This window comes from Nonomuraea sp. MTCD27 (assembly GCF_041950495.1).
GTDB lineage: Bacteria > Actinomycetota > Actinomycetes > Streptosporangiales > Streptosporangiaceae > Nonomuraea.
The window spans coordinates 60,027-78,949 of the sequence record NZ_JBGNUW010000011.1; the positions used below are offsets into that span (position 1 = coordinate 60,027).

Annotated in this window: 17 protein-coding genes and 1 pseudogene; 8 read left to right on the forward strand and 10 right to left on the reverse strand. The window is 73.4% G+C overall.

Features of this window, described 5'->3' with window-relative positions:
- Positions 1-99: 99 nt before the first annotated feature.
- From ACBJ59_RS30025 to ACBJ59_RS30040, 4 genes are all read right to left on the reverse strand, one after another.
- Positions 100-312 (reverse strand): helix-turn-helix transcriptional regulator, encoded by a 213-nt coding sequence (locus tag ACBJ59_RS30025; protein WP_364117273.1) that lies wholly within the window; start codon positions 310-312, stop codon positions 100-102.
- Positions 312-917 (reverse strand): DUF2975 domain-containing protein, encoded by a 606-nt coding sequence (locus tag ACBJ59_RS30030; RefSeq protein ID WP_375113564.1) that lies wholly within the window; start codon positions 915-917, stop codon positions 312-314. Before ACBJ59_RS30030 ends, ACBJ59_RS30025 begins: the two co-directional genes overlap by 1 nt.
- Positions 918-1,099: 182 nt before the next feature.
- Positions 1,100-1,999 carry a zinc-binding dehydrogenase gene (locus ACBJ59_RS30035; protein WP_375113565.1) on the reverse strand — a complete coding sequence of 300 codons (900 nt, stop codon included), beginning with the start codon at positions 1,997-1,999 and terminating at the stop codon, positions 1,100-1,102.
- A 66-nt stretch (positions 2,000-2,065) separates the two neighbouring features.
- Positions 2,066-5,143 (reverse strand): BTAD domain-containing putative transcriptional regulator, encoded by a 3,078-nt coding sequence (locus ACBJ59_RS30040; RefSeq protein ID WP_375113566.1) that lies wholly within the window; start codon positions 5,141-5,143, stop codon positions 2,066-2,068.
- A 128-nt stretch (positions 5,144-5,271) separates the two neighbouring features.
- Here ACBJ59_RS30040 and ACBJ59_RS30045 point away from each other — a divergent pair, with 128 nt between their 5' ends.
- Complete coding sequence (locus tag ACBJ59_RS30045) at positions 5,272-6,273, forward strand: NADP-dependent oxidoreductase (RefSeq protein ID WP_375113567.1); 1,002 nt, start codon at positions 5,272-5,274, stop codon at positions 6,271-6,273.
- 412 nt (positions 6,274-6,685) lie between these two features.
- Entirely contained in the window at positions 6,686-7,498 is an 813-nt protein-coding gene (locus ACBJ59_RS30050) for a class I SAM-dependent methyltransferase (RefSeq protein WP_375113568.1), read from the forward strand.
- A gap of 163 nt (positions 7,499-7,661) precedes the next feature.
- Here the strand turns inward: ACBJ59_RS30050 and ACBJ59_RS30055 are convergent.
- Positions 7,662-9,105 (reverse strand): annotated as a pseudogene (locus tag ACBJ59_RS30055) (ABC transporter ATP-binding protein).
- Positions 9,106-9,179: 74 nt separating this feature from the next.
- On the opposite strand from ACBJ59_RS30055, the gene ACBJ59_RS30060 reads away from it, so the two are divergent.
- The 3 genes from ACBJ59_RS30060 (at position 9,180) to ACBJ59_RS30070 (ending at position 14,871) form a co-directional block, all read left to right on the forward strand.
- Positions 9,180-9,953: an ABC transporter ATP-binding protein gene (locus ACBJ59_RS30060; protein ID WP_375113569.1), complete on the forward strand. Its 774-nt coding sequence runs from the start codon at positions 9,180-9,182 to the stop codon at positions 9,951-9,953.
- A 277-nt stretch (positions 9,954-10,230) separates the two neighbouring features.
- Positions 10,231-13,575 carry a S8 family serine peptidase gene (locus ACBJ59_RS30065; protein WP_375113570.1) on the forward strand — a complete coding sequence of 1,115 codons (3,345 nt, stop codon included), beginning with the start codon at positions 10,231-10,233 and terminating at the stop codon, positions 13,573-13,575.
- A 189-nt stretch (positions 13,576-13,764) separates the two neighbouring features.
- Positions 13,765-14,871, forward strand: a complete 1,107-nt coding sequence (locus ACBJ59_RS30070; RefSeq protein ID WP_375113571.1) for a GTP-binding protein — start codon at positions 13,765-13,767, stop codon at positions 14,869-14,871.
- A gap of 155 nt (positions 14,872-15,026) precedes the next feature.
- Here the strand turns inward: ACBJ59_RS30070 and rpmF are convergent, their stop codons facing one another.
- Genes rpmF through rpmG form a run of 5 tightly spaced genes read right to left on the reverse strand, consistent with a single transcriptional unit; the run spans position 15,027 to position 16,138 of the window.
- On the reverse strand, positions 15,027-15,194 hold the full coding sequence (gene rpmF / locus ACBJ59_RS30075; protein WP_375113572.1) for a 50S ribosomal protein L32: 168 nt from the start codon (positions 15,192-15,194) through the stop codon (positions 15,027-15,029).
- 2 nt (positions 15,195-15,196) lie between these two features.
- A complete protein-coding gene (gene rpsN / locus ACBJ59_RS30080) occupies positions 15,197-15,496 on the reverse strand; it encodes a 30S ribosomal protein S14 (RefSeq protein ID WP_375113573.1) in 300 nt (99 codons plus the stop codon).
- A complete protein-coding gene (gene rpmB, locus ACBJ59_RS30085) occupies positions 15,496-15,732 on the reverse strand; it encodes a 50S ribosomal protein L28 (protein ID WP_364117255.1) in 237 nt (78 codons plus the stop codon). The genes rpsN and rpmB overlap by 1 nt, the downstream gene beginning before the upstream one ends.
- Positions 15,732-15,977, reverse strand: coding sequence for a type B 50S ribosomal protein L31 (locus ACBJ59_RS30090; RefSeq protein WP_364117253.1), 246 nt, complete (start codon positions 15,975-15,977; stop codon positions 15,732-15,734). The genes rpmB and ACBJ59_RS30090 overlap by 1 nt, the downstream gene beginning before the upstream one ends.
- Positions 15,974-16,138, reverse strand: a complete 165-nt coding sequence (gene rpmG / locus ACBJ59_RS30095; protein ID WP_049563842.1) for a 50S ribosomal protein L33 — start codon at positions 16,136-16,138, stop codon at positions 15,974-15,976. Before rpmG ends, ACBJ59_RS30090 begins: the two co-directional genes overlap by 4 nt.
- A 73-nt stretch (positions 16,139-16,211) precedes the next feature.
- On the opposite strand from rpmG, the gene ACBJ59_RS30100 reads away from it, so the two are divergent.
- The 3 genes from ACBJ59_RS30100 (at position 16,212) to ACBJ59_RS30110 (ending at position 18,880) form a co-directional block, all read left to right on the forward strand.
- Positions 16,212-17,354 (forward strand): CobW family GTP-binding protein, encoded by a 1,143-nt coding sequence (locus ACBJ59_RS30100; protein ID WP_375113574.1) that lies wholly within the window; start codon positions 16,212-16,214, stop codon positions 17,352-17,354.
- Positions 17,351-17,578, forward strand: coding sequence for a 30S ribosomal protein S18 (gene rpsR / locus ACBJ59_RS30105; protein WP_375113575.1), 228 nt, complete (start codon positions 17,351-17,353; stop codon positions 17,576-17,578). Before ACBJ59_RS30100 ends, rpsR begins: the two co-directional genes overlap by 4 nt.
- 96 nt (positions 17,579-17,674) lie before the next feature.
- On the forward strand, positions 17,675-18,880 hold the full coding sequence (locus ACBJ59_RS30110; RefSeq protein ID WP_375113576.1) for an MFS transporter: 1,206 nt from the start codon (positions 17,675-17,677) through the stop codon (positions 18,878-18,880).
- Positions 18,881-18,923 lie beyond the last annotated feature (43 nt).

Below are 18,923 nucleotides of genomic sequence, written 5' to 3' on the forward strand. Positions count from 1 at the left end.
CCCCTCGTTCTCGCCGTCGGTCTCCCACAGGCCCCGCCAGCCGTCGAGGAAGAGGGAGTCGTCGTGCCGGGATCGCCGTAAGGGCGCGACACGGGGGTGTCACCGGTCGTAGCGGAGGAGATCGCCCGGTTGGCAGTCGAGGGCATCGCACAGGCGCATGAGCGTGGAGAAGCGGATCGCCTTGGCGTGGCCGTTCTTCAGGATCGACAGGTTGACGACGGTGATCTGGACCCGGTTCGACAGCTCGGTGAGCGTCATGCGGCGCTCTTTGAGCAGGTCGTCCAGCCGTACGCGGATGGTCGGGTCGGCCATCAGATGGTGGCCTCGACCTCTTCGAGCAGCACCAGGCCACGCCGTACGATCTCCGACACGGCCAGCATCGCGACTCCCGTCACCACTCCGGCCAGCACCTCCCCCGGCGGGGGGTAGAACGGGTGGCTCTTGTCCAGCAGCATCGAGGCCAGGATCGGCTCGGCCACCATGCCGAGCAGGCCTGTGGCGAGCGAGCCGATGATCAGGATCCAGCCGAGGCGGCGCAGGTGAGCGGCAGTGACGGCCGAGAACAGCGCCCTGTCTCCCGATCTGGCCCGGCCCAGCGCGCGGACGACGGTGAACAGGGCGAGCAGAGTGGTCACGACGCCCGGCGCCCACAGAAGCAGGTAGAGCAGGCCGACGAGCGGCGCGGGACCCTGGTGGCGGACGGTCACGTCAGCGGTAGCGCTCTCGATCACGGCATCCGGAGCCGCCATACCCGCGATCGGCATGTCGAACACTCGCAGCGGAACGCCGATGCCGTTGGCGTTGCCAGCGAAAGCGATCAGGACGGTGGAGAGCAACAGGGCCAGGGCGCCCAGGCAGGCCAGGACCAGGAAGAGGGACAGGAGGGTTTGGAGTCGGGTGAGCCATCTCGCAGACATAACGATAATCGTAAATAACGATATTCGATATGTCCAGGGCCGGCGGACGGCGAACCCGACGCGCGGGAGCCTCCACGCCACAATGTCCACCGCACACCTCCGGCGGCCTCCTCAGGCCACCGGGACCTGGCTCTTCCACCGTCCGGAGCGCGGGCCGAGCAGGCTCAGCACGGCTCGGCGGGTCATACGTCGAGGACCGCCTTTCCGGCGACGCGGCGGGCGAGCAGGGCATCGGCGGCCTCCGTCACCCTGTCCCACGGCCCGCGCCAGCCGACCTGCGCGTCCAGCTCGCCGGCCGCCAGCAGCCCGACCAGGTGGGCGAGGTCGGCGCCGAACGGCGTGGTCACGTTGAAGTTCTCGATCCGCCCCCGCGCCGATCGGGTGCCCGCCAGCTCGAAGTCGATGACCGTGGCCTCGCGGGCCGCCCGTCCGACGGCCATGGCCACGCCGTCGTCCTCCAGCCGGTAGAACGCCTGCGCGAGCTGCCGCCCGCCCACGTTGTCCAGCACGCCGTACACGCGGCCCTCCAGGTTCTCCGGGCCGAACACGATCTCCGCGGCGCCGAGCTCACGCAGGCCCCGCGCGCGGGCGGGGCTGCCGGCCGAGGCGACGACCTGCGCGCCCGCGCGGGCGGCGAGCTGTACGGCGAAGCGGCCGACGCCGCCGGACGCCCCGGTGACCAGGACGCGCCGGCCCGCCACCGGGCCGAGCCGGCGCAGGGCCTGCAGCGCCGTGACCCCGGCGACCGGCAGGGCGCCGGCCGGACCCAGGTCGACGGCGTCGGGAACGACGGCCAGGTCGGCGGTGTCCACGGCGCGCAGCTCCGCCCACGCTCCCGACCAGCCGAAGGTGACCACGCGGGTGCCGGCGGCCGGTCCCGTGCCGTCGGCGGCAGGCTGGACGACCACTCCGGCGGCGTCCCATCCCGGGACGTGGCCGGGCCGGGCGTCCGCGCCGGCGTAGGCGATCTCGCCGAAGTTGAGGGAGAAGGCCGCCACCTGGATCAGCGCCTGGGAGGGCGTGGGCACCGGGTCGGGCACGACGTCGAAGGAGAGGTCCGGGTTGAAGGTCAGGGCGCGCATCGTTACTCCTGCATCAGTGGGCGACGGGTACGACCCTGACGCTGCGCGCGCACGATCGGCTGGGGGTCAGCGCACGGGCCCCTCCTCACCCAGCCCAGCGCGGACGGCGGCCGCGATCCGGTCGACGTCGCCGCGTTCCGCGGGTGGCAGGGGCGCGCCGACCGACTCCCTGAGCGCGGCCGCCTCGCTCAGCAGGGCCGCGGCCTCCTCGTGGGCGCCCTCGGCCGCCGCCGCCCCGGCCAGCCCTTCCCGGGCCAGGGCGATGGCGCGCGGATCGCCGAGCTCGCGGGCCGCCGCGAGCCCCTCCTGGTGCAGTGACCTGGCGGTGGCGGGGTCGCCGCGCTGTTCGGCGATGAAGCCGAGCTCGGCCAGCAGCAGCGTCACCCCGTAGAAGGGCACGCCGTAGTCGGCTTCCAGGCGGCGGTTCCAGGCCAGCGACTGTTGGAAGAGCCGGTGTGCGGTGTCGAGGTCGCCCGCGCGGCGGGCGACGAGGCCGAGGCCGACCCGGGCGAACTCCTCGGCGAAGCGGTCGGACTGCTCGGCGGCCAGGCGCAGGCCGCGCTCGTGCAGGTCCCGGGAGCGGTCCAGGTCCCCGGCCAGCAGGGCGAGTCGCCCCAGGCTGGACAGCCGGTAGGAGGCGTCGGTCCACAGCCGCAGGTCCTCGGCGACGCGCAGGCCCTCCCGGTGCAGGTGGGCGGCGCGTTCGTAGCCGCCGGTGATCTCGGCGAGGTAGCCGAGCATGTCGGAGGCCTGCAGCCGTCCCCATCCGTCGCCCAGATCGTCGAAGATGGCCAGGCTCTGGGCGCCGGACCGCTCGGCGAGGGCGTGCTCTCCCCGGAACATCGCCTGCTTGGCCCGCCCGGCCAGCGCCGCCGCCTCACCCCAGCGGTCGCCGGCGGCGCGGAACCCGGCCAGCGCCTCCGTCAGCAGTCCCTCCGCGGTGGCGGCGTCCCCGAAGCTCAGATGCGCGAGCGCGAGGAACCAGCGCGCGCGGGCGTCGCCGGAGCCCAGCGCCCGCGCCGCGGTACGGCTGCGCTCCAGCAGGTCGGTGCCGTCGCCGGTCAGCATCGCGAACCCGGCCTCCCACGCCGCCGTCACCGGGCGCTCCGCTCCGGGCAGCGCCAGCGCCGCGGCGAACGAGGCGTGGCCCTCACGGTGTCTGCCGCGCAGGTACCAGTACCAGCCCAGGGCGATGACCAGGCGCGATGCCAGTGCGGGGTCGGTGGTGTGCTCCAGCGTGGCCCGCAGGTTGGGCGCCTCGGCGTCGAGGCGGTCCAGCCACCGCCGCTGGGCCGCACCTCGCAGGTGCGGCTCGGCCTGTTCGGCCAGGTCGGTGTAGTAGAGGTCGCGGCGCTGGAAGACGGAATCGCCGGGGGCGAGCCGTTCGAGGCAGTAGGCGGCGATCGACTCCAGCAGCCGGTAGCGGTTCCCGCCGGAGGATTCGACCATCGACCGGGCGACCAGCTGGTCCAGCAGATCGGCCACGTCAAGCCCGGGGCCCGCGCAGACCGCCTCGGCTGCCTCCAGAGTGCAGCCGCCCGGGTGTACGGCCAGCCGGAGCAGGATCAGCCGCTGTTGCTCGGTGAGCTGCTCCCAGCTCCAGTCGATCACCGCGCGCAGGGTCTGCTGGCGGGCGGGCCGTCCCCGGCCCGAGACGGTGAGCAGGTGGAAGCGGTCGTCCAGCCGGTCGGCCACGCCGCGGACGCCCAGCGCGCGGACGCGGGCGGCGGCCAGTTCCAGCGCCAGCGGCAGGCCGTCCAGCCTCCTGCAGATCGCCGCCACCGACGGCGCGCTGGCCTCGTCCAGCACGAACCCGGGCGCGGCGGCCGCGGCACGGGCCACGAACAGCTGTACGGAGCCGGCTCGCGCGGGATCCGCTCCCGGCACCGGAAGCTCCAGCGGCGGCACCGCGTACAACGTTTCCCCGGGGATCGCCAGCGACTGCTGGCTGGTGGCCAGCACCCGCAGGCCAGGGGCGGCCCGCAGCAGCAGGTCCACCAGCTCGGCGACCGGTTCTGTCAGGTGCTCGCAGTTGTCCAGCACGAGCAGCAGCCGCCGGCCGCGCAGGGCGTCGGCGAGCCGGTGCGCCGGCTCGGCCGGCCGCACGCCGGGACGCGAACCGGTCGCCGTGTCGTCGCGGACGCCCAGCTCGGCGGCCACCACCTCGGCCACGGTCGCGGTCTCGCCCGAGGTGCCCGCCAGCTCCACCAGCCACACCCCATCGGGGAAGGCGTCGGCGGCGCGCTCGGCGACCGCCAGGGCGAGCCTGGTCTTGCCGACGCCGCCCGGACCCGTCAACGTGACCAGGCGCGCCGAGCCGAGCAGGGCGCCGGCCTCGGCCACGTCCTGCTCGCGGCCGATCAGTGCGGTCAGGGGGGCGGGCAGGGGGGCGGGCAGGGGGGCGGGCAGGTTCGTACGCGGCCGCGGCGGCGCGAGCGAGGGATCCTGGCGCAGTATCGCCCGGTGGAGGGCGGCCAGCTCGGGTCCGGGGTCGAGGCCCAGCTCGTCGGCGAGCCGGTGCCGCAGCTCGTCGTACCCGGCCAGCGCCTCCGCCTGCCGTCCCGACCGGTAGAGCGCGCGCAGGTGGGCGGCGCGCAGGCGTTCGCGCAGCGGGTGCGCGGCGACCAGCTCGCCCAGCTCGTCGGCCAGCAGGGTGTGCTCGCCCAGCTCCAGCCGTACCTCTGCCCGTTCCTCCAGCGCGGTCAGGCGCTGCTCCTCCAGCCGGACCGCGGCGCTCCGGGCGAACTCTTCGTCGGCGAAGTCGGCGTAGGCCGGACCGCGCCACAGCGCCAGCGCGTCCGACAGCAGCCCGGCCTTCGCCCGCGGGTCGGTGGCGGCGCGGGCCCGGTCGAGCAGCGCGGCGAACCGGAGGGCGTCCACGTCGGTGGCGCGCAGGACATAGCCCCGCGTCCGGAAGGCCACCAGCTCGCGCCCTCCCGGCTCGGTCTGCTCCAGGGCGCGGCGCAGCTGGGACACCTTGGTCTGCAGCGTGTTGGCGGGGTTGCCCGGCGGGTCGTCCCCCCACAGGTCCTCGGCCAGACGGTCGGCCGACACCGGACGTCCCTCGTGGGCCAGCAGGTCGGCCAGCAGTGCCCGGACCTTCACCTCGGGCACCCGTACGGGCCGCCCGTCGTCGGTCCACACAGAAAGAGGGCCAAGCACACCGAATCGCACCAGGTCACCGTACCCGCAGCGAACCCTCAGCCGATCATGCGCGCCCCTGCCCAGAGTGGAGGCCGACGCAAGAGAGCACCACGAGCGAGGAGCCCACCATGACCGTGAACCGTGAGATCCACCTGGCCGCCCGCCCCTCCGGCGAGCCTGGCGCGGAGCACTTCGAGCTGGTCACCACCGCGTTGCCCGAGCCGGCCGAGGGCCAGGTACTGGTCCGCAACACCTGGATGTCGGTCGACCCCTACATGCGCGAGCGGATGCACGACGCCGAGTCCTACCTGCCCCCGTTCCAGCTCGGCGCGCCCCTGGACGGCTCGGCGATCGGCGAGGTCGTGGCCTCGCGCTCAGCCGGCGTCCCGGTGGGCGCGACCGTCGTGCACTTCCTCGGCTGGCGCGAGTACGCCGTGGTGGACGCCGCAGCCGTGACCGTCGCCGACCTCACCCTGGCCCCCGCCGAGGCGTGGCTCGGCGCGCTGGGCACCACCGGGCTGACCGCCTACGCGGCCCTCACCCAGGTGGCCCCCGTACGGGAGGGCGACGTGGTCCTCGTCTCGGCAGCGGCCGGGGCGGTCGGCAGCATCGCCGGGCAACTGGCCCGCAAGCTCGGGGCCTCCCGGGTGATCGGTTCCGCCGGCGGGACACTGAAGGCGAAGAAGCTCGTGCAGGACTTCGGCTACGACGCCGCGATCGACTATCGTGCCGGTTCGGTCGCCGGGCAACTGGCCGAGGTCGCCCCCGACGGCATCGACGTCTACGTCGACCACGTCGGCGGCGACCACCTGGTGGCGGCCATCGACGCCCTGCGCCACGGCGGCAGGATCGCGATGGTCGGCGCGATCAGCTCCTACAACGCCACCGAGCCGGTCCCCGGCCCGGGCAACCTGTTCGCCCTGGCCGCCAAGGACGCCACCCTGCGCGGCATGCTGATCAACTCCTACTTCCACCTGTTCCCCGAATGGATCGCGAAGGCGGCCGGCTGGCTGGCGGACGGCTCCCTGCACACCGAGCTGACCGTGGCCGAGGGCATCGAGCGGGCACCCGCCGCGTTCCTGGACATGATGCGCGGCGGGAACATCGGCAAGATGCTGGTCAGGCTCTGACCCGCCGCGGACCCGGTCCGGAAACTTGCCGCCACGCCGCACGGCCGGGCGGGAACGGTGCGCACGCTTTCGACCCGCGGCACGCGGTCACCGTCGAGTCCCGGGCGGGCGTGCGCGCGCGATCATCCGCCGAGCCCTGCCTCGCGCTCCGTTCCCGCCCTCGCCGATGTGATGGGTTACGCATTGATTCGACAATGATTATCATCTGCGGTACTTGTCGCGATCTGGATGACTTCTGCAGCGAAGGATGACCGCATGTCCGCTCCTACGGTTCCATCGGCGCGCCGCGCGCTGCGGGGAGCCGGCACGTGATCCACCTCAAAGACGTGCGCTGGACGTACGCCGGCACCGGCGCGCCCACCCTCGACGGCCTCACCCTGCACCTCCAGAACCTTCCAGACGGAGAATCCGCATGACATCCGCCGGCATCGGCACCATCTTCGACAGCGCCGCCACCCAGTACGCCGAGGTCTCACCCGTGCTGTGGGACCGCATCGGCGAGGCGACGGTGACGGCAGCGGCCGTCCGAGCAGGCGAACGCGTCCTGGACGTGTGCTGCGGCGCGGGCGCCTCGGCCATCCCGGCTGCGAAGGCGGCCGGACCGCAGGGGCACGTGGACGCCATCGACCTCGCCGGCGAGCTCCTCGCCCACGGCCGGCGCCGCGCCGCCCTCGACGGGCTGCGGAACGTGCGCTTCGTCCAGGCGGACGCCACCACCTGGGAGCCTGTCGAGGGCCACAGCTACGACGTGGTGCAATGCGTCCACGGCGTCTTCTTCCTGCCGGACATGGACGCCTCCGTCTCCCGCCTGACCGGCCTGCTCCGGCCCGGCGGACGGCTGGTCGTCACGGCGTGGGCGCAGGGTGCGATGGAGGGCTTCGGCCGGCTGTTCGCCGAGGCGGTCGCGCGAGTGCGCGAGACGCCGACGGCTCCGCCCCCCAGCAAGCAGGCGGCGTCCCGGCTCGACACCGAGGAGGCGTTGGGCGCCTGGCTGGCCGCCCGAGGGCTGACGCAGGTCACCGTGACCCGCTCCCCCTTGCGCATCCCCCTCGACGCCGCGCTCGCCTGGCAGGTGGCGCTCGGCAGCGGCTTTCGCGGCATGCTCGCCGGTCTGGAGGGGTCCGCCGTCGAACGGGTGCGCACGGCCTTCGTCCATCTCCTCGACGAGCGGGAGATGGACGAGCTGGACGCCACGTCCCTGGTCGGAGCGGGAACGCGCCCGTGATCGGCGGCGGCGCCGGATCGCGGTTCTCGCCGCCCCGTCCGATGCGACCACCTGGAGCCGCACCACCCGGGCGATCCGGGCCACGAGCGGCCGCCAACGCCGGCGCAACTGCCCGCCCGCAAGCCATGAGCCCGCTCCGCGGAGCACCGCGTCCTGCCGCCCTTCACGACTGCCGGGCGAACAGAGGGGACAGCCGCTCGCGGAGCTCGTCGTAGGAGCCTTCGGCGGCGACCCGGCCCTCCTCCAGCAGCACGATGTGGTCGGCTTGCCGGATGGTGGACAGGCGGTGGGCGATGACCAGCGTGGCCCGTCCCGTGGCGGCCTGGCGGAGCGCCTCGGTGAGGCGGGCCTCGTTGTCGGGGTCGAGGTTGGCCACCGCCTCGTCCAGCACGAGCACCGGCGCCAGCGTGGCCAGCGCCCGGGCGACGGCCACCCTGGCCCGCTGGCCTCCGGAGAGCGTGACGCCTCGCTCCCCCACGGGGAGGCCCGGGTCGATGGTGAGCTGGGCGGTGTGCAGCGCACCGGCTACGTCGGCGTCGGGGGCGCCGAGCCGTACGTTCTCCCCGATACGTGCCGGCGAACAGGTGCACGTCCTGTGGCACCACCGTGACGTGCCGGTGCAGGCCGGCGATGTGCGGCAGCGGTACGCCGCCCACCAGGATGCGGCCGCCGTCCGGGTCCCAGTGGCGCAGCAGGAGCGACACGCAGGTGGACTTGCCCGCGCCCGAGGCGCCGACCAGGGCGACGGTCGTGCCGTACGGGATGCGGAAGGACACCCCGCGCAGAACGTCGGGCCCGTCCGGGGTGTACCGGAAGCGCACGTCCTCGAAGACCACGTCCGGCCGGGCGGCCACCTCGCGGGGTGCCCGCGGCGGGAGCACGTTGGCGGGTGCGGTGACCAGCGTGTGCACCCGGTCGGCCGCCGCGCGCAGCGTGCCGTACTCCTTGAGCAGCAGCGCCACCTGGGCGGCCGGGCCCAGCGAGCTGGCTGCGAGCAACATGGCCGTCGGGGCGTCGGCCGGGGTTCGGATCACCGTGGCGACCACGAGCAGCGTCCCGGCCGCCGCGACGGCGAGCAGCAGGTCGGTGAGGGCCGCCTCCAGCCCGCCGCGGGCCGCGTTCGCCGCCTGCGCGCGGGCCAGCCGGCGGGTCTTGCGTGCCAGCAGGTCCCTGCGGCGTTCCAGTGCGCGGAAGGCCGTGAGCTCGCGCATGCCCTGGACGGTGTCGACCACGTCGGAGGTGAGCTCGGCGGTGGCGGCCCGCAACTCCTCGCCGTGCCGCCGCGAGGCCTTGCGCAGCCACAGCGGCACGGCGAGCACGCATGCGGCCACCGGCAGCGACACGGTCAGCAGCAGGGGGTCGATCATCGCCGCGGCCACGCTCCCGGCCGCGAGCACCGTGCCCGCCGTGATGAGCTGTGCCAGGGTGTGCGCGAACAGCCACTCCAGGGTCTCGATGTCGGACAGCACGGCCGCGGACAGGTCCCCGCTGCGGCGGCCCAGCAGTCGGGCCGGGGCGATCCTGGCGACCGCGTCGTACACCTGGCCCCTGAGCCTGGCCAGCGGACAGCCTCGCCCAGCTCGCCGGGCACCCTCGACGGCACGCACCGGCTCGGGGTCCCGACCGGCGTGATCACCGCTCTGGCCGGCGCCGCCGTCCTCATCAGACTGGGAAGGTCTCAATGAGCGTCATGGTCCAGGACCTGCACTTCTCGTACGGCACGCGCCCGGTCCTGGCCGGGGTCGGCCTCACCATCGAGCCCGGCGAGTTCGTGGCCCTGGTCGGCGTCAACGGATGCGGCAAGAGCACCCTGCTGCGCCTGATCGCGGGCCTGCTCAAGCCATCGTCCGGCCGGATCCTGCTCGGCGGCGCGGAGCTGGCCTCCCTGTCGCGCAGGCAGGTGGCACAGCGGCTGGCGGTCCTGCACCAGAGCCTGCCGCCCGTCCCCGCGCTGACCGTCCGCCAGCTCGTCCGCCAAGGCCGGTACCCGCACCGGGGGCCGCTGGGACTGCTCCGGGAGACGGACTCCATGGACGAGGCGCTGGAGCTGGCCGGGGTCACCCATCTTGCCGACCGCGTCCTCGACACGCTGTCCGGCGGCGAGCGCCAGCGCGTACGCCTGGCGCTCGCCGTGGCCCAGAACACCGGCATCCTGCTCCTGGACGAGCCGACCGCGCACCTGGACATCCGCCACCAGCTGGAGGTTCTCGACCTGGTCCGCACCCTGCGGGAGGCGCGCGGCCTCACCGTCGTGACCGTCCTGCACGAGCTGGACCACGCGGCCCGCTTCGCCGAACGCGTCGTCGCGCTCCACAAGGGACAGGTCTGGGCCGACGGCGGACCGAGGGAAGTGATCACACCGGACCTGCTGGCCGAAGTGTTCGGCGTGGCCGGGCGCGTGATCACCGACGAACTGCACGGGACTCCCCGCTGCCTGCTCGACGCGGCCCTGTGACCCCCGCCGCTCAAGGCGGGTCGACGGCATGCAGCGCAGGCGGCCGCTGTCGATCGTGAACTGTGCCGGATTCCCGGCGGAATTCTGGCAACTCGGCAGGGTTCCTTGTCAAGAGATCACTGCGTACACTCCGGTCGGAACGGAGATGAGTTTCGTTCCCGCTCGTCACCCGCCGGGGAGGGTCAGTGCTCTCTCCGGCGCGCCTGCGAGCTGGGTGACCTGACGCCTCCCGGGCGGCGCGGCGAGTCCACGCAGCCCCTCGACGAGGAGGATCTCCGTGTCATCCAGCGCCCTGTTATCCCGCGCGCGGCGACTCGTCCCGGTCGCCGCCGCCTTGAGCGTCGTCCTGGCCATGAGCCCGGCGACCGCCACGGCGAGCCCGGCCCCGTCCCCACCGGCGAAGCGGTGGACGGCCACTCCCCTGGCCCCGGCCGAGGTCGTGGACGGCGCCAAGTCCCCGACGGGCAAGCTCGCCAAGAGCGACCCGGCCCTGCTGAGCAACACCTCTCCCGCACCGGTCAACGTCGTGGTCAAGCTGGACTACGACTCGCTGGCCGCCTACCAGGGCGGCCTGCCCGGCCTGCCGGGCACGAGCCCCTCCGTCACGGGCCGAGCCCTCGACACCAGGAGCGCCGACGCCCGCCGGTACGCCGAGCACATCCAGGACGTCGAGAACGCCTTCCTGGCCGAGCTGGCCGCGAAGGTCCCCGGCGCCGTGACCGGCCAGCGGATCAGGACGGTGTACGGCGGCATCGCGCTGCGCATCCCCGGTGACAAGGCGGCCGAGGTGCTGAAGCTGCCCGGCGCCGTCGCCGTCCAGGAGGACAGGCCGCAGCAGCTGCTCACCGACTCCAGCCCCGCGTTCATCGGCGCCCCCGTGATCTACGGCAAGCTCGGCGACACCGGCAAGACGGCCGGCAAGGGCGTGATCGTGGGCGTGCTGGACAGCGGCGCCTGGCCCGAGCACCCGTCGTTCGCCGCCCGCTCCGGCCTGCCGGACCCGCCGCCCACCAAGGACGGCACGCCGCGGGTGTGCGACTTCGGCGACAACCCGACGACTCCCGCCGCCGACCCGTTCGCCTGCAACAGCAAGCTGGTCGGCGGGCGGCCGTTCCTGGAGACGTACAACGCGGTGTTCGGCGGCGAGGTCTATCCCGACAGCGCCCGCGACTCCAACGGCCACGGCACCCACACCGCCAGCACGTCGGCCGGCGGACCGGTGGCCGACGCGACGCCGCTGGGCATCAGCCGGGGCCCGATCCACGGCATCGCGCCCGGCGCCGCCGTGTCGGTGTACAAGGTGTGCGGCGCGGAGGGCTGCTTCCCCTCCGACTCGGCGCAGGCGGTGGCGCGGGCCATCCTGGACGGCGTCCGCGTGATCAACTTCTCGATCTCCGGCGGCAGCGACCCGTACAGCGATCCGGTGGAGCTGGCCTTCCTCGACGCGTACGCGGCCGGCGTGCTGGTCTCGGCGTCGGCGGGCAACTCCGGGCCCGGCGCGGACACCACCGACCACCTCGGTCCGTGGACGACCACGGTGGCCGCCTCCACGCAGACCAGGACGTTCCAGTCCACGATCACGCTGACCGGCGGGGGCGCCACGGCGACGATCAAGGGTGCCTCCATCACCCTGGGGATCGGCTCGCCGCTGCCCGTGGTGCTCGGCTCGGCGCCGCCGTACTCGCGGCCGCTGTGTGACGCCCCGGCGCCCGCCGGGCTGTTCACCGGGAAGATCGTCGCCTGCGAGCGCGGCCCGAACCGGGTGCTGAAGGGCTACAACGTCATGCAGGGCGGCGCCGCCGGCATGATCCTCTACAACAGCTTCCCGTTCGACGTCTTCACCGACGCCCACTGGATCCCCACGGTGCACCTCGACAAGCCGGAGGCCGACACCCTGCTGGGCTTCCTGTCGGCGAACCCGGGCGCCGCCGCGTCCTTCACCCAGGGGGCCAAGAGCACCTGGCAGGGCGACGCGATCACGCACTTCTCCTCCCGGGGCCCCGGCGGGGACTTCCTCAAGCCGGACGTCACCGCGCCCGGCCTGCACATCATGGCGGGCATGACCCCGACGCCCGAGTCGCCGCTGGAAGGGCCGCCGGGCAACCTCTACCAGGTCATCTCGGGCACCTCGATGTCGGCACCGCACGTGGCGGGATCGGCCGCGCTGCTGTTCGCCCTGCACCCGGACTGGACGCCGGGACAGGTCAAGTCCGCGCTGGAGACCACGGCCAGGACCGCGGTCACCAAGCAGGACCGTACGACGCCGGCGGACCCGTTCGACATGGGCGGCGGGCGCATCGACCTGACCAAGGCCGGCGACCCCGGCCTGACCCTGGACGAGAGCGCCGCCGGCTTCGTCGCCTCCGCGGCCGACCCGCTCAACCGGATCGACCTCAACCTGCCCTCGGTGAACGCCCCCACCATGCCGGGCGTCATCACCGCCACGCGCACGGTCACGAACGTCACGAACAGGACGCTCACCTTCACCACCGCCGGCAAGACCGTCAGCGGCGCGAACATCGCGGTCCTGCCGCCGCGCTTCTCCGTCGCACCGGGCAGGAGCGCCAAACTGAGCATCGTCATCACCGCGCCCGACCTGCCCGACGGGCAGTACTTCGGCCAGGTGGACATCAAGCAGGCCGGCGGCTCCCGCGCGCTGCACCTGCCGGTCGCGTTCTTCCGCCAGGAGGGCGCGGTGCCGGTCGACCAGACCTGCGCGCCGGCCACCGTCCCCAGGAACACCGGCGAGTCCACCTGCACGGTCACCGTGCGGAACAACACCGCCCAGGACGCGGAGGTGACCGCCGTCAGCACGCTCGACGCCCGCCTGCGCCTCAACGCCGTCACAGGTGCCACCAAGATCGGCACCCAGGTCGCGACCGCCAGGACGACGCTGGCCGCCAGCCAGCCCGCCAGGCCCTCGATCGCACCGGGTGCGGGACCGGCCGGGTACCTCCCGCTCGACTCCTTCGGCGTCACCCCGATCCCGATCGGTGACGAGCAGGCGGTGAACCTCACCCCGCCCGCGGCGTTCACCTTCGCCGGCGAGAGCTACACCAGGCTCGGCGTGACCTCCAACGGCTACAGCGTGGCCGGCGGAGCCGCGTCGGCGGACATCTCGTTCACCCCGCAGACACTGCCCGACCCGGCACGTCCCAACGGCGTGCTGGCCCCCTACTGGACCGACCTCGACGGCACCGGAGCCCCCGGGGTCCTGGCCACGGTCCTGTCCGACGGCACGAACCGCTGGCTGGTGGTGGAGTGGCGGGTCAACCTCTTCGGCACCGCGGACCTGAAGGTGTTCCAGCAGTGGATCGGGCTCAACGGCGCGGAGGACGTCAGCTACGCCTACGACCCGGCCAACCTGCCCGGCGCGCCGCCCGCCGAGTACGGCCTGACCGTGGGCGCCGAGAACGACGAGGGCACGGCGGGCGACCAGATCACCGGGCCGCCCACCGAGGACCTGGTCGTCACCAGCACCCCGGCCGTCCCCGGCGGCACCCTGACGTACTCGATGAAGGTCAGGGGAGTCAGCCCGGGCGTCGGCAAGGTCACCACGGCCACCTCGACCCCCCAAGTCCGAGGCATCACCGTCGAAGTGGACCGGATCACCGTCCAATGACATGACAGCAGCCGCGGGCGGCGCGACCGCCCGCGGCCGCGGGACGAGCCGGCAACGCGTCTGAGCGCAGGCCTTGCCTGCTCGCGCGAACCCCCGAAGCAGCGCCCGGAACCCCGATTGGGCTGCCCGGATTGGCGATACATGCGATGATATCGAAAATGATTTTCATTTCGTAGAAAAGGGGGTTCAATGCGCACTCCTGTCGCCTTGATCGCGGGCCTGCACCACATCGCCCGGACCGCCGCGGTCGATCGGCTGCTGCGCCGGCACCCGGGAGCCGTCGCGATCCACCACCACGTTCGCTCCACCGGTGAGGGCCGGATCGAGCGTGTGGTCCGCGACGTCTCAGGCGTCCTGAGCCGGACCGAGGTACGCCCCGCGCACGGCTGCGTGACCCGCACCGTGCGCGAGGACCTCCTTTCCGAGCTGCCGCGCCACTCCGCCACGGCGTCACTGCTGGTAGCCGACCTGTGGGACGCGGCCGAGCCCCGCCCGGTGGCCGAGGCCCTGGCCGGACAGGAGCGGCTTCGCCTGGCGTGCGTGCACACCGCGCTGGACGCCGAGCACATGCCCGTGGACATCTGCCGCGGCGACCGCCTGAACGAGACCGGCCGGGCCGCTCCCGGCGACCGGCGCTTCCTGGCCGGGGTGCTGGCCCGGCAGATCGAGTACGCCACCAGCCTCTCCCTGCACGGCGGCGACGCCGAGGACGCGGAGCTGTCGGCCACCGTGCTCGCCCACCTGGCCCCGCACACGCCGATCGTCCGCTGCCCCGGCCTCGCCGCCGGCGCCCTGTGCGTGCACGAGCTGGCCGGACGCGTCGATCCGGCCACCGCGCAGCTCCCCGCCGAAGGGCGGAGCGGGGAGATCACCACGGTGGTGTGGCACCGCCTGCGCCCGCTGCACCCGGTCCGGTTGTTCGACGTCATGGAGGAGCTGGCAACCTCCACGGTTCGCTCCCGCGGCCGGTTCTGGCTGGCCCACCGGCCCCACCGCATGCTGGCCTGGGACGCGGTGGCCGGCGCGGTCTCCGTCGAGGACGCCGGGCCATGGCTGGCCGCGCTGCCCGAGGCGATGTGGGAGCTCACCACCCCGGCCCGGCGCGCGGTCGCCGCCCTGGACTGGAACCCGATCGTCGGCGATCGCGTGCAGCACCTCGTCTTCACCGGGCCCGGCCTCGACCGCGACCGCATCGTCTCCCTGCTCGACTCGTGCCTGATCGACCAGGACGACGCCCTGCCCGGCGCCGCCGAGTGGGCCGGCCACGACGACCCGTTCGCCCCGTACTGGAGGTGAAGGCCTGATCGCGGGCGGCCTTCGACCAAGGGCGATCCTGGAAGCACGCGCCCCCGCGCCGCGGTTCCGTCGCCGCCCTGGCCACCGGGCCCCCGCCGTGCCGCCGCGCCCGGCGTGTCCCTGGCACGGCGGAGCGGCCCGGTGGCCGGGTGACCTCAATCGACCGTGATCAACCCCCGCTGGTAGGCGCGGACGAGATGGCGGGGCACGAGCAGCTCGCGCCCGTTCACGGTGATCGGGACGAGGTCGGGCGCGGCGGCCTTCCACTGGCTGCGCCGGTGGCGGGTGTTGCTGCGCGAGGTCTTGCGCTTGGGTACCGCCATGGCTACCAGCTCGCTTTCGTGATGCCGGGCAGCTCGCCGCGGTGCGCCATCTCGCGGAAGCGCACGCGGGAGAGCCCGAACTTGGTCAGGTGGCCACGGGGGCGGCCGTCCACGGAGTCGCGGTTGCGGACGCGGGTGGCGCTGGCGTCGCGCGGCTGTCGGGCCAGCTCGCGTACGGCGTCCGCCCGCTCCTGCGGGGTGCCGGTGCGGACGAGCTCCTTCAGCTCGGCGCGCCGCTCCGCGTGGCGTGCGACCACGGCCTTGCGCCGCTCATTGGCCGCGATCTTGCTCTTCTTGGCCATCAGACCTTCTCTCCCCGGGCGCGGATCCGTGCGACGGCCGCCTCGACGCCGATCTTGTCGATGGTCTTGATCGCGCGGGCGCTGACCGAGAGCCGGACGAAACGGTCCTCGCTCGGCAGCCAGTAGCGGCGCTGCTGGATGTTGGGGTTCCAGCGGCGCCGGGTGCGCCGGTGGGAGTGGGAGACGTTGTTGCCGAAGACCGGCTTGACGCCGGTGAGCTGGCAGTGCGCGGACATCAGGTCCTTCCGTAGCGCTGGTTGAACCGCTCGACGCGGCCCGCGGTGTCCAGGACGCGGTTGCGTCCGGTGTAGAAGGGGTGGCTCGCCGAGGACACGTCGACGTCCACCACCGGGTACGTCCTGCCGTCGGTCCACTCGATCGTCTTGTCGCTCGCGATCGTCGAGCGGGTGAGGAACGCGAAGTCCGCACCGGGATCCCGGAAGACGACCGGGCGGTAGTCGGGGTGGATGCCCTTCTTCATCGCTCCTCCCTGAACAGCACGTGCCGGCGGATGGTGGGGTCGTACTTGCGCAGGGTGAGCCGGTCGGGGGTGTTGCGCCGGTTCTTCCTGGTCACGTAGGTGTAGCCGGTGCCGGCCGTGGACTTGAGCTTGATCACGGGTCGCACCTCGTTTCTCGCCAAAACGATTCCTTCCTCCTTGCGAAGCTGTGCCATGATAACGAGAACGGTTTTCATTATTGCAACAGGAGGCTGAGTGCCCACCCCCGTCGTCCTCGTCGCGGGCCTGCACGGCACCGCCCGCACCGCCACCGTCGAGCGGCTGCTGGCCGGACATCCAGGCTCGCTCGCCGTCCATCACGACCTGAGCGCGGTCGCCGACGGACTCGTTAGGCGCACCGTCCGCGACGCGACACGCGTTCTGGACACAACCGACGTGCGGCTCGCCCACGGCTGCATCACCTGCACCGTGCGCGAGGACCTCATCCCCCAGCTCGTCATGCTGGCGCCCGCATCAGCGCTGCTGATCGTGGACCTGTGGGACTCGGTGGAGCCGCGCTCGGTGGCCGAGGCCATCGACTGCGACGAGGCGAAGGAGAGCCTGCGGCTCACCGCCGTGCTCACCGCGGTGGACGCCGAGGCCATGCCCGACGACATCACCCGCGGCGAACGCCTGCGCGAGGTCGGCAAGCCCGCCGCCGCCGGCGACCAGCGCTACCTGGCCGAGGTCCTCGCCCGGCAGCTCGAATACTCCACCGGCCTGGTCCTGCACGGCGGTGACGAGGACGATCGGGAGCTGTCCCGCACGGTCCTGGCCCATCTCACCCCCGTCACCCCCGTCCACACCGTCGGCTCCCTGCCCCCGGTCACCGGCGCCGCCATCTGCACCGGAGAGCTGGCCGAACGCGTGGACCCGGCCACCGCCCAGCTCCCCTGCGACGCCGAGACCGACGAGATCGTCACCACCGTCTGGCGCAGCCGCCGCCCCCTGCACCCCGCCCGCCTCTTCGACGCCGTCGACGAGCTCGTCACCGAGTCCGTACGCTCACGCGGCCGCTTCTGGCTGGCCACCCGCCCCGGCCAGCTGCTGGCCTGGGACGCGGTCGCGGGCATCGTCTCGGCCGAGGACGCCGGCCCCTGGCTGGCCGCGCTCCCCGAAGCCGCCTGGGACCTGGTGTCCCCCGCGCGCCGCCTGACCGCCGCCCTCGACTGGGACGACGCGCACGGCGACCGCGTCCAGCACCTCGTCTTCACCGGCCCCGACCTCGACCCCGCCCGCTTCCACGCGCTGCTCGACTCCTGCCTGCTCACCCAGGAGGAGGAAGCAGCGGGCCCGGACGCCTGGGCCGGCTACGACGACCCGTTCGCCCCCATCCTCAACATCAAGGAGACCGCGTGAAGATCCGCCGCGCCCCGCGCAAGAAGCCCAACCCGCTGCTGAACGTCGACCACGTCGACTACAAGGACACCAACCTGCTGCGCAAGTTCGTCTCCGACCGCGGCAAGATCCGCAGCCGCCGCGTCACCGGCGCCACCGTCCAGCAGCAGCGCCAGATCGCCAAGGCCATCAAGAACGCCCGCGAGATGGCCCTGCTCCCCTACGCCTCCCGCCCCGGCGCATGACGGTGTTCACCGAGCTCCGCGGCACCGACGTCACCGGCGCCACGCCGGGGTCATCGTCCCCCACATGAGCCACGTTTCGGAGAAGGGCCCTTCCTGGTGCGCAAAGCACTGATTCCGCTGCTCATCGCCGTCCTGGTGGTGTACTCGGCACAACAATTGCTCACCCCGGTCCTGGCGCCGCTCTCGCGCGAACTGACGCTGACCGAGACCCAGCTGGGCCTGGTCATCACCGTCGCGGCCACGGCCCTGACCATCGCCAGCCCGCTGTGGGGACATGCGCTCCAGAAGCTCGGCCTGCGCCTGGTCCTGCTGCTGGGGCTCGGGCTGACCACGGCGGGTCTGACCGGATTCGCGATCGTCGCCGCCGTCGGCCTCGACGGCACGATGCCCACGCCCATGGTCTTCGCCCTGATGCTGGCCACCCGCAGCATCGTCTTCGGCGCCGGCGTCGCCGCCCTGCCGGTCGCCGCCCTGGCCGTCGCGGGCACGGCCACCACCACCGAGGCAGAACGCACCCGCGCCACCGGCCTGGTCGGCGCGGCCCAGGGCGTCTCCATGGTCCTGGGTCCCGCCGGAGGGGGCGCCCTGGCCGTGGTGTCGCTGACGCTCCCCCTCTACCTCGCCCCGGTCCTGTGCCTGCTCCTCTCCCTCTGGGTCCTGGCGGCCGTACGCCCGCCGGCGGCCAAGGCGGCTTCCGGACCCGGCGGCCCGCGGTTGCGCCCGTGGGACGCGCGGCTGTGGCCCCTCCTCGCGATCGGCTTCTTTCTCTACCTGTCCCTCGGACTGGTCCAAGTGATCATCGGTTTCCTGGTCGCCGACCGCCTTCACCTCGGGCCGCAGGAGACCGCGGGCGCGGTCGGCATCGCGCTGTTCACCGCCGGGCTGATCCTCGTCGCGGTGCAGGGCGGCGCGGTGCCGGCGCTCGGCTGGCCGGTCCTGCGCCTGCTCCGGGCCGGCATCCCCATCACCGTCGCCGCCTTCGCGCTGCTCGCCGTCGCCGACAGCCTCTGGCTGATCTCCGTGTCCTTCGGCCTGCTCGCTCTCGGGCTGGGCCTCGCGATCCCCGGCTTCACCGCCGCACCGACCCTCGTCGCCGAGCCCGCCCAGCAGGGCTCGATCTCCGGGCTCGTGAACGCCACCATCGGCGCCACGTTCATCGTCGGCCCCCTCCTGGGCACCGCCCTGTACGAGATCAGCCCGGCCATCCCCATCCTCACGGCCCTTGGCGCCGTCGCGACCGCGCTCGTCCTGGCATGGGCGTCGCCCGCCGCCCGGCGCGCACGTGTGGCACCGGCCCGGTAGCGGTGTCACGCCCCGCGGCGCCCGGTCGTCGGCGCTCGGGACG